General features: G+C 53.3%; 12 protein-coding genes. 7 read left to right on the top strand and 5 right to left on the bottom strand.

Features of this window, described 5'->3' with window-relative positions:
• Positions 1-439: 439 nt before the first annotated feature.
• Complete coding sequence (locus ACXJJA_RS03315) at positions 440-1,936, bottom strand: TldD/PmbA family protein (protein ID WP_456486806.1); 1,497 nt, start codon at positions 1,934-1,936, stop codon at positions 440-442.
• Between the two features lie 195 nt (positions 1,937-2,131).
• Between ACXJJA_RS03315 and ACXJJA_RS03310 the strand changes: the two genes are divergently transcribed.
• The 3 genes from ACXJJA_RS03310 to ACXJJA_RS03300 are packed head-to-tail and all read left to right on the top strand — an operon-like array spanning position 2,132 to position 3,463.
• A complete protein-coding gene (locus ACXJJA_RS03310) occupies positions 2,132-2,476 on the top strand; it encodes an RNA polymerase Rpb4 family protein (RefSeq protein ID WP_456486805.1) in 345 nt (114 codons plus the stop codon).
• On the top strand, positions 2,469-3,101 hold the full coding sequence (locus tag ACXJJA_RS03305; protein ID WP_456486804.1) for a DUF655 domain-containing protein: 633 nt from the start codon (positions 2,469-2,471) through the stop codon (positions 3,099-3,101). The genes ACXJJA_RS03310 and ACXJJA_RS03305 overlap by 8 nt, the downstream gene beginning before the upstream one ends.
• Positions 3,102-3,103: 2 nt before the next feature.
• Positions 3,104-3,463, top strand: coding sequence for a hypothetical protein (locus tag ACXJJA_RS03300; RefSeq protein ID WP_456486803.1), 360 nt, complete (start codon positions 3,104-3,106; stop codon positions 3,461-3,463).
• A 34-nt stretch (positions 3,464-3,497) separates the two neighbouring features.
• On the opposite strand, the gene ACXJJA_RS03295 is transcribed toward ACXJJA_RS03300, so the two are convergent.
• Positions 3,498-4,268 carry a hypothetical protein gene (locus ACXJJA_RS03295; protein WP_456486802.1) on the bottom strand — a complete coding sequence of 257 codons (771 nt, stop codon included), beginning with the start codon at positions 4,266-4,268 and terminating at the stop codon, positions 3,498-3,500.
• A 61-nt stretch (positions 4,269-4,329) separates the two neighbouring features.
• On the opposite strand from ACXJJA_RS03295, the gene map reads away from it, so the two are divergent.
• From map to ACXJJA_RS03275, 4 genes are all read left to right on the top strand, one after another.
• Positions 4,330-5,247: a type II methionyl aminopeptidase gene (gene map / locus ACXJJA_RS03290; protein ID WP_456486801.1), complete on the top strand. Its 918-nt coding sequence runs from the start codon at positions 4,330-4,332 to the stop codon at positions 5,245-5,247.
• 36 nt (positions 5,248-5,283) lie between these two features.
• Complete coding sequence (locus ACXJJA_RS03285) at positions 5,284-5,481, top strand: hypothetical protein (RefSeq protein ID WP_456486800.1); 198 nt, start codon at positions 5,284-5,286, stop codon at positions 5,479-5,481.
• Positions 5,482-5,587: 106 nt separating this feature from the next.
• Positions 5,588-6,541 carry an NADH-quinone oxidoreductase subunit B family protein gene (locus ACXJJA_RS03280; protein WP_456486799.1) on the top strand — a complete coding sequence of 318 codons (954 nt, stop codon included), beginning with the start codon at positions 5,588-5,590 and terminating at the stop codon, positions 6,539-6,541.
• 15 nt (positions 6,542-6,556) lie between these two features.
• Complete coding sequence (locus ACXJJA_RS03275; protein WP_456486798.1) at positions 6,557-8,284, top strand: nickel-dependent hydrogenase large subunit; 1,728 nt, start codon at positions 6,557-6,559, stop codon at positions 8,282-8,284.
• A 295-nt stretch (positions 8,285-8,579) separates the two neighbouring features.
• Here the strand turns inward: ACXJJA_RS03275 and ACXJJA_RS03270 are convergent, their stop codons facing one another.
• From ACXJJA_RS03270 to ACXJJA_RS03260, 3 genes are all read right to left on the bottom strand, one after another.
• Positions 8,580-8,813: a hypothetical protein gene (locus tag ACXJJA_RS03270; RefSeq protein WP_456486797.1), complete on the bottom strand. Its 234-nt coding sequence runs from the start codon at positions 8,811-8,813 to the stop codon at positions 8,580-8,582.
• Between the two features lie 470 nt (positions 8,814-9,283).
• Complete coding sequence (locus tag ACXJJA_RS03265; RefSeq protein ID WP_456486796.1) at positions 9,284-9,766, bottom strand: hydrogenase maturation protease; 483 nt, start codon at positions 9,764-9,766, stop codon at positions 9,284-9,286.
• Between the two features lie 321 nt (positions 9,767-10,087).
• A complete protein-coding gene (locus tag ACXJJA_RS03260) occupies positions 10,088-10,306 on the bottom strand; it encodes a hypothetical protein (protein ID WP_456486795.1) in 219 nt (72 codons plus the stop codon).
• Between the last annotated feature and the right edge of the window lie 107 nt (positions 10,307-10,413).

Here is a 10,413-nt window from a genome sequence, read left to right as displayed (position 1 = left end):
TGAAGCAGCGATAAAGACGCTCTTCTCTCAATTAGCTGCTTTAATCCGTTAGAAACGGGAACGTGTTCTGTAATATGCTATACTATAATCGGTTGCGGTAGGCTTATGTTATGTGGACACGTCCGTTGTAAAAAGAGACATTCCAAACCTCAAGCCTAAATTTGAGAAAGATTTTAATAGAGGAGGTAAAAGATTGATGGCAGGAATTTCCTGCGACGAAGAGCACTCTGCGGCGCTTCGCACTTGCCCTTTGGTCACTTAACAGGTAAATATGCGTCTCGTTTCCGCTCGCTCAAATTTCACAAGACGAAACTTCACACATCTCAGAGCGTTGGACGCAATCGGGCGGTGCGGCTTGAAACAACAGAAACGGGTTGAAATGCGTGCGGCTGCTAGATCATGGTCTCCGCCTGAGCACGAGCACGCCCCTACACGAGAGTCATTGCCGCTCGGCGCCGCCGACGAGGATTTCCTTGATGCGGACGTGCGGCGCGTATTCCGCGACTGGAACTTCTTGCCCATCCTTCCCGCAGAAGCCGATGCTGCCGTGCTTGAAGTCCTTGCCGACGGCGTCCACGTTCTTTAAAACTTCAAGCGTGAGTCCCGAGAGCGAGACGTTCTTGAGACGTTGTTTCAGTTCACCTTGCTCCACTAAGAAAGCTTCTTCGGCGCTGAACTGAAATTCGCCCCGCGTCGTGTCAACTTGCCCGCCCCGCATGCCCTTTGCGTAAATCCCAAACTTCACATCCTCAAGCATTTCTTCAAAGCTCCAATCGCCGGGGTTGACGACGGTGTTGCTCATCCTGACGAGCGGGATTTCGCCGTAGCCTGCCGCCCTTGCGTTCCCCGTAGGCTCGATTTTGACGTCCGTGATGCCCGCCACCGTCTCGTTGTATCGCTCTTGACGCTCCTGAAGCCGCCGCAGTTCACCAGCCGTCTCTCGACTATGCAAGTATGAGACGAGCACGCCGTCCTTTATAAGCGTCGTGCGTCTGGCAGGGACGCCCTCGTCGTCGTATTTGTAAAAGCCGTGCGAGTATTCGATAGTGGGGTCGTCGAAGACGTTGAGTAGCGGCGACGCGATCTGCGTTCCAAGCTTGCTTGCAAGAATGGACTCGCCCGCAAGCACGTGATCGGCTTCGGCGGCATGCCCTAAGGCTTCATGCATGAAAACGCCCGTCAGCTTGTTATCCATAATTACTGGCACTCGCCCAGCGGGCGGCAGCTTCGCATCTAAAAGACGGACGGCACGGTCGGCAGCACGTAAAGCCGCACTTTCAATGCCCACTTCTTCAAAAAACTCCAAACCAGCGACGGCACCCACGCTTTCGGTTGCCTCCTGGAGGACGCCGCCACGCCTCGCCACCGCCCGCACCCTCAGCATCACTGCTGGCATCCTCGTTACGATGAAGGCGCCCTCGGAGTTCATGAAAAGCCGCTCCTCGAAGCCGTCGACATAGACGACGGTTACGCTTTTCACGTGCGGGTTGTGTGTTTTCGCGGCGTTGAAGGCATCTTTGACGAGCTTTAGCTTATCGTCAACACTAATGTCTTCGGGGCTTAACCTCGGCTTCAACGAAAATTCGTCCTCGACGGCAGAAACCTCCGCAAGCTCTATCTCACTACCAACTCGGGGAAGCGCCCTTGCGACGCCTAGCGCCTCCTCAAAAGCCTTTTTGACCCTAACTGTAGAGAGTTCGGTCGTCGAGGCGAATCCCCAGGCGCTCTCGTAAAGGACTCTCACGCCGCCCCCGCTATCTACACCGAAAGAAAGTTCACGCACACGCTCCTCATTAAGCTCGATTATGGTGCCGTATGTTCGTTCAACACGGATGTCCGCATACTTCGCACCGGCGTCGAGAGCGCAATCAAGGGCGGAACGCAATTTTAGACCATCCACCCTTCTCACGAAGTTTGATGACATGTCCTTCTCCATTAATTAGTCAAAAGATTAACATGTTGTTTCAAATTATTGCGGGTGGCGTGCGATACGTCACAACCTAACACACATGCCTTACAGCTCATTTATGAATTGTGCTCGCTCCAAGAGTTCTGAGCGGTAACCGCGTTCAAGTCGGGCTTGAAGCGTAATGGCATAAAAGATTTATTTTCCATTGCCAAAGTTAAGCCGATGATTGTGAAGCAGGTATTGAGCGAGGAGTTGCTGACGCTTGCGGAAGTGCACCGGATACTGAAGGAAATCAAAGAGGAGCATAAAGGAGAGGAGATGAGATATGAGAAGCGGCGGGTGCTGGAATATTCTACGAAGTTCTCAAAAATGGATGCAAAAACTTCGAGGAAGTTTTTGAACGAGCTTTTGGCGTTGGAGAAGATGAATGAGTTCATAGCGGTGAAGATTGTGGATTTGCTGCCGAGGAGTCGGGAGGAGCTTCGCTCGATATATGCGAAGGAGGGCTACACGCTCACTGAGGAGGAGTTGGATGCAATCCTCGACATAATTGCGAAGTATGAGTGAGATGGTGGGTAGGGGTATAAGGATGGTTCTTAAGGGGATGAAGGGGAAGAGGGACAAGGAGACTTATGCGTGGGTGCTGGACCTCCTGCCCTACGGCTACCCCAATGACCCGCGACCCGTGTATCAGAAGAAGCCGGTGGTGCAAGCTGTCGGCGAGGAGAGATTCACGCTCATGGAGCTTTCGCCAAAGCGAGGTAAGATGCCCAACCTCCATGAGCGTGTTTACATAGGCGAGGGGCACAGGGAGGTTATAGACCATGTGAACCGCCGCTTGAAATACGACGAACTGACGCCGTCTGCGAAAATAGAGCTGAGTTACGTCTTAGAGAAGATAGTTAAGGAGAATGAGGAGAAGTTTATAAGGGTGTTCAACGAGGCTTCGCCGATAACGACACGGCTACACACGCTCGACCTCCTACCGGGTATCGGGAAGAAGTTGATGTGGGCAATCCTTGAGGAACGTAAGAAAGGTCCTTTTAAGAGTTTTGAAGATTTGACAACGCGTGTTAAGGGGTTATACCATCCTGAGAAGATAATAACACGGAGGATAGAAGAGGAACTTAAGGATGAGAATCTCAAATATAAATTGTTTGTTGGTAGAGCAAGGATGTTTGAGGCGTTGTAGAGATGGCGACTGGAAAATATTGCCCGAGGTGCGGGTTCAGGGTTGATGATTTTTATTTTTGTCCAGCGTGCGGCCACAACCTTCGGCTGCGTGCGAAGCCCGCACCGTCACCGCCAAATCCTTTCGTCGCCGCCGTCCTCAATTTCATATTCCTCGGCGCCGGCTACCTCTATATGAGAAGGCGGCTCAAGCTTGGCGTTGGACTGCTTTTCGTCTTTTTCCTGTCCTTGCTTGGAGTCATCATTATGCAACTAGAAAATGCGGACATTGGGCTTCTTATCCTTGCAATTGCGGATGCCGCCTTATCGCTCACGCTTGCAATCGACGCTTACGAGACTGCGAAACTCAGTTTTTCCTCTTAATTCTGGCGGTCCGTGTGCAGCAGCTGCACGGGGCTTAGCCTTTAGTGAGGTTAAATCTGAGCTGCCGGGGGTCGCTGAGCGAGAACACAGTTCGGATTGCCCAATCTTTTTCTCGCTCGTTTTCTTCCAGGAGGAAGTAAACCTTCTCGCCGGCGAGCCGCACGTCCGAGAACACTTTGAGGTCGTGCCCAACGCAGACGCTTTGGTCGCAGTAGAACTCGCAACGCTCGCCGTAAAAATAGAAGCAGCGGAACCTTGGCTTGAGCACACCGAGCGTCTTCCCGCCGAGCGTGTCTCGATGCAAAAATTCGCCACTTTCAGTGATTCGCTCCAGAGTTCGCAAGCGCCTCCGCGTCTCTTCTACCCTGCCCGTCACTTCAATACTCTTGACACGCATGCTTTCGGGTCTCCTGTCATTCTTTGGGAAGAATTCCGCAATCTCCACCTCCACCACGTCCCAGACGTTCAGCCCGTCTTCGACCGGGTAGAGCCTCTTCAATTCCCAATCATCGCTTATCGCCACAGCATTCTCGGCGTTGGCGTCGAGTAAAACCATGCTCAACCTCTCCGGCAGGAGCTCCTCGAACCTGCCCTCCTCAAACCACGAGCGCAACGCCCACAACTTCTTTCCCCCTCTTTTAAAACGCACCAAGCCGATGTCGCCTTGGAGCTTCCTCACATAAACATGATAAGGCGCCTTCTGCTTCAAGCGGCTCGACGCCGCCTTTATCTCATGCCACGTCAGCGGCTCGTCCCGCTCCATTAGTATCCTATAAACTTCGCCCTTGAACGCGTCATACCTCATGAGGACCGCCTGAAAAAACAAAGTTAAGTAGGGTTAAAAAGGTTTCAGGAGCGTGTTGCAGATGAGTGAAGAAAGTGGTAAAGAAGTTTTGAGGGATGAGGAGGGCGTTGAAGAAGTTTTGATGAAGTATAAGGAGGCAGGGAAAATAGTAGCGGAGGTGCGGGAGCAAGCGGTGACGATGGTTAAGGAGGGCGTGCTCCTCTTAGAGGTGGCGGAGTTCGTCGAGAGCGCCATCAGAGAGAAAGGTGCGGAGCCGGCGTTCCCATGCAACATCTCGCTCAATGAGGTGGCGGCGCATTCCACGCCCGCTCACGACGACAAGCGGGTCTTCGGTAATGACGTCGTCAAGCTGGACATCGGCGCCCATATTGACGGCTACATTGCGGATACCGCTGTGACCGTGGATCTGAGCGACGAGAACGGACGGCTCGTGGAAGCCTCAGAAGCAGCCCTGCGCGCGGCAATAGAAATAATTCACGAAGGCGTCAGCACCACAGAGATCGGCGCCGCCATCGAGAGGGTCATAAGGGAATACGGCTTCAGGCCTATTGTCAATCTCTCAGGACATGGGCTTGCGAGATATGTAGCGCACGCGCCGCCTACGATTCCGAACGTCGGGCAGCGGAGTGGCGTCACTCTCAAGGAGAACGACGTCGTCGCCATCGAGCCTTTTGCAACGAACGGCGCCGGCAAGGTCTCAGAAGGGAGCATCGTGGAGATTTACAGCTTAGTGAAAGCGAAGCCTGTGCGGCTCCCAGCAGCACGCAAGCTCCTTGAGGAGATAAGGAAGTATAATACACTGCCGTTCGCAAAGCGTTGGCTTCCGAGGGTGCAGCTCGACCTTGCGCTCCGAAACCTGGAAGCGGCGGGCGTCATACGCTCGTATCCAATTTTAAGAGAAGCAGCACGTGGCTTGATTTCACAGGCTGAGCACACCGTTATCGTGAAGAAAGACGGCTGCGAGATCACAACGGCATGACGAACGTGCGTGCGTGCGTGAGACTGAGCTGCGGCGATGAACAAAAAGAGCGTCACCTTGTTTTCGGGAAGTAAGGGCTCGACGGGAGCTGGCTGGGTTTCGAGTCTCGCAACCAGAGGACGTGAAAGGGTCAGAGATGCCGATCCGCTGGGCGAGTTTGGCGAATTCCGCACGTTCGTGACTGCGGGCGCCGCTTTTCGAACGCACATTCAAAATCGTGCCGAATGGAGTTAAAATAGGAAAGTATGACACATGGCTTTCGAAGTAATACTCGACATGTGTCATTTGGAAAGACTTTTAACGTTGCACTTGTTATAATAGTGCTGCGAGGGGAAGAGAGATGAGTGTGTCAGGCACAATAAATCTGATATGGCTCGAAGGGCAAGATTGTGCCGGCTGCACGATTTCGACGAAGCAGGCGAGCAACCCCACGCTCATTGACGTTCTCGTTGGCACAATCCCAGCCCTCGGAGAAATTCGCCTCGTCTTCCACCCCACGCTCATGCCTGATTGGGGTGAGGACGCCGCAAAGGTGCTCGTGGACGCCGCCGACGGAAAATACGACCCTTTCGTGCTCGTCCTTGAGGGCGCGATTCCCGATGAGAGTAAAGCTGTTGGAGGCGTCTTCTGCGTCGTTGGCGAGGTAGGCGAGAGGATTTTGAAGCTTGAGGACGTGGTGCGAGACCTTTCAAAACGGTGTGCAGCGGCGGTGGCTTTGGGAAGCTGCGCATCCTTTGGGGGGATTCCACATGGCTCGCCCAATCCCACAGGTGCGAGAGGGCTCCTTGACTTTCTCGGAAAGGACTGGAAGAGCGGGCTTGGACTCCCGGTGGTCTGCGTTCCGGGATGCCCGCCGAGACCAGACAACATAATTCAGGCGCTCGGCAGTTTGGTGCTTGTTGCGAGGGGTGTGACGCCCGTTCCTGAGCTGGACGAGTGGCACCGCCCGAAGTTCCTTTACGGCTACACTGCCCACGAGCTTTGTCCGATTTGCGGCTTCTACGCAGAGGGCAAGGACGCCCATGCTTTCGGCGAGCTTGGTTGTCTTGGCGGCATTGGCTGCAAGGGGATAATAACGAATTGCAACGCTTCTACTTCTTGGACCGACGGCTACGGCGGCTGCACGAGGACGGGCGTTCCGTGCTTTGGCTGCGCCGATCCGAATTTCCCAGACCCGCCAACTTCGCCCTTCTTCGCAAAAGCACCCGCAATGGCATTCGTAAAGGAAACCTTTGCTGGCAACTGGGGGCATTTCAAAATGGGGCTTGCGAGGTTGAAGAGGAGGAAGATTTGAGGTAAGGTGGTGTGAATGGCGGTCCGTGAGCTAACAATTGAGCCTATCACGAGGATTGAAGGGCATCTTGGTGCTCACGTCAAGATTGACACCGACGCCAGAAAAATAACGGATGCCTACGTTTACAGCCCGATGTTCAGAGGCTTTGAAATAATTTTGGTGGGAAGAGAGCCGGCAGAGGCGATTATGATAACGCAACGCTCCTGCGGGGTCTGTCCGGTGCCGCACGCGTATTCGTCGGCTATGGCAGTTGACCAGACGTATAAAGTGTCGCCACCGCCGATGGCGGTTGCGCTCCGGGTGCTTGTTCACGGCGCAGAACAGCTCTACGACGCTGAGGTCGGCGTTGTGAACCTTGAAGGATGCGATTACAGCGAGACTCTCGTGAAGAAGTTTAATCCTGACTGGTGGGAGGAGGCAGAGAAGGCAAATGCCGAGCGAGTGGACATCCACGGCTACGAGAAAATCTCAGATATCATGCGAGCGCTTAATCCCTTTACCGGTGAGCTTTACGTCCAGTCGCTGTTAATACAGAAGGCAGGGCACAATATGGCTGCAATTTTTGGGGCGAAGCACCCGCACGTCCATTCCTTCGTCCCCGGCGGGATCTCAAAGGCAAATCTGTCGCCTTCGGACTTCGAAGCTTACCTTACACTTCTGATGCGGCACATAGCGTTCTCGAAAAAGCTTGTCGCCGCAACTGATGACCTTCTCGACTTTGTGCTTAAGCAGGGTTACGAGGATGTGGGGACGAGGGAAGCAAATCTTTTCTCCGTCGGCGCCTACGACGCCCCTGAACGGTATTCCGCCGAATATTCCGACATTGGAAAGTTCGGGAAAGCGCGTCTCGTTTCTCCCGGCGTGATTCTGAACGGAGAACTTGTGACGACCGACCTTGTGGAAATAAACGTTGGCGTCAGAGAGTTCATCGGGCGTGGCTGGTATGAAAACGACTGGGAGCAAGAGTTCAGCACCGACCCACTCGGAAACAAGATTGAGCGAGAGCATCCGTGGAACAAGCGGACGAAGCCGAAGCCTGGGAAGTATGGAGACTGGACGGGTGCCTATTCTTGGGTGACCGCCTCTCGTTGGTTCAAGGGCGGTAAGAGCCACGTGGTCGAGCTTGGACCGCTTGCGAGGATGTGGGTCACCGCAAAAGCAGGACTCGTGCCAGAATCTACCGGCAACAGCCTACGCTTCGAGCTTCCTGCATCGCCAATCCCAGGGTTCTTCGCTGAGAAGTTGGAGCTGGAGTGGAAAATTCCGGAAAAGCCGAACGCAGTCGAAAGGATTAGGGCGAGAGCTTACTACCTCGCTTACACCGCTTATTGCATGCTGAAGATGGTGGGGAGTGCCTTAGAGCTGCTGAAAGCCGGAAAGACGGAGGTCTGGACGGAATACGAGCGTCCTAAGGAGGGAATGGGCTTCGGCGCTGTTGAGGCGATGCGGGGCGCTTGCATGCACTGGTGTGTCATGAAGAACGGCAAAATCCACAACTACCAGTATCAAGCGCCATCGACGTGGAACCTCTCCTGCAGAGACCCTGAGGGTCAGCCAGGACCTGTGGAGGACGCTCTACTCCAGACGCCCGTCACCGAAGCTGGCGACGTTGATGGCTGGAAAGGGATTGACGTTGTAAGAACGGTCAGGAGCTTCGATCCATGTCTTGGATGCGCAGTCCACGTCCACGTCGGAAATAAAGTCGTGAAGCACAAACTCCTGCCTTATCCCTCTAATTTTTAACATTAAGAGGCACATAACAATTGACGAGGACGAATCACCTTAGCCTTACAAGTCGCTTGTCCATATAAAGAAAGAAAAAAAGAAGAAATCAGCCCGCCAAGAGCCTCCACTCTGCCGTGTCTTTGCTCAGAAGTTCGTGCGTCGTGGCGTCGTAAATGTAGACGAGCTACTCTGCATGGAAAGGCGCTCTGAAAGCAGGCAGCCGCCAAGAAAGCGTGGACGTGCGCTCTAAGCCTGCGGATTGTGTTAGCGGTGTCGTCACCAATAGGAAGCTGGACCCGTATAGTCTGAGAAGTCAAGAGCCCAGCGGAAGATAACGCTCTGCGGCTCGCCTATCGGACTCGACAGGCTTATGAGCATCAGGTCGCCAGCTCTGTATTCTTCCGTGTTCGTGGAAATCTTGACTTGATGCCTGGCATCGGCGGCGCAAAGTAATTCTCAAGGGGTTCATCAGCGGATGATAATCAAAGTCGCCGTTTATGCCGTAAGGCGTGTCGCCGATTCCGTTGCCATCGCCGTCGTCTCCCATATAATCACTCCAGTAGTTGCCCATGTAGTTCTCGTAAGTTTCCCCTTCGTAAGTGTATGTTATTTTCTCCGTGGAGTCCAGACGTCTGCTGAATTGGTGTGTTGTCATTGCTCGAATAAAGCAGACAGATGCGACGACATGGCTGCCCGACGCCGTATTGTTTTTGAGATAGTTGTTGCTTGAATAATTATCTCCCGAGGAAGCATTGTCAACAGCTTACCGAATTCTGGCGTAGTCATCAAGCACGAGAATTGTCTTTGCGGAAACGGAACTTACGAGGACAAGCGTTGCAACAGCCAGCACGAGACTGCAACTGCTACCCTTCGCATGCCCGCGCCCTCTTTGGGTTAAAGGGCAATCTTATATGAAAATTCCTGTTTCCTTGAATGACATGAGCAAGAAATTACCTAAGTAAATGGGGAATTCCTAAAGCTTATCCAAAATTGTTCCATCAGACCCCGCGTGAAGCCTTACTTTTTGTCATTAATCAGGGCAAAAATAAACCTTACCGCTTTGCCGATAGCTCTTTCCACATTCTCGCTTAAACCCTCTCCCAATTCCACTTTTTCCACCTCACAGCCGATCACAACCACTTTCCTGGGAAGTGTGCCGATCGCCTTCGCAGTCATGATGATTTCCTCGACGCCCGTCTGGTGCAGGCTTATCTTCGTGATCATGCTCTCAGCCTCAATTGCGGCTTCTACGCCATCTTTACCAATTTCAGAGACGTAGAGCGTCCCCGGCGCTCCCTCTGCTTTAACGGCATCTATGAAAATCACGAGGTCGTAGTCCGCAAGGTCAGGAGCGAGCGTTGCGTCGCAAAGCCCCACATCCCTCAGTTCGACGCCTTCCGGCACGCCTGTCCTTTCAAGTTCTTCGACGACTCTCGGACCAAAGCCGTCATCGCCCATAAACTTGTTGCCGAAGCCTGCAACTAAAATTTTCACTGCCATGCGTCCCTCTCCATTTATACTAACAGGGAGCCTTTGACGAAAGGCGGAACGGCATATATTCCCATATTGCTGTATCTCCGGGGAAGTAGTTTTAAAGTTAGCGTCGTAGAGCGCTACATACCAAGAGGCGTTCTTACGTAGAAGTTTGAGGTTTTTGGCGTAACGTGATCTCCCGTTCGAAACTTGACGGGAGATGCACGTCATAATCGCGTAAATCAAGCCGCCACATGAAGTTCACATCCTGCAGCACTTCATGGGGTTTGCTAAGCGTATACTCACGAGCATGGTGTCGCTTGCGGCGTATTCGTCCTTATTGGTGCCTTATTCCGACAGAAGGTTGGGAGTTATCAAAGGCGCTATGAGCAGATATTTGTTCCCGTCTTCGTGTATGCGATAAGATGCAATCCCATCCTCGTCTGCGTCAGCCTCGACGTAGCTGCCCCAGTGGTTACCAACATGCTCGGCGTTCACCGCACTCTGTCTCGTACCGTAATCGTCGGGCACGTAAAGCGTGGCAGCAGAGACGCTGCCTACCAACACTAACGCAACCGACAGCGCGAGCGCGGCGGGTGCGAGGGGGAATACTTACACCTGAGGTCGCGGCATCCAAACACCTTGACGCAATTTTATGAAGGTGCGAGGAGGAA

This window comes from Candidatus Alkanophaga liquidiphilum (assembly GCF_053996935.1).
This window is presented reverse-complemented; position numbering and strand designations above follow the sequence as displayed.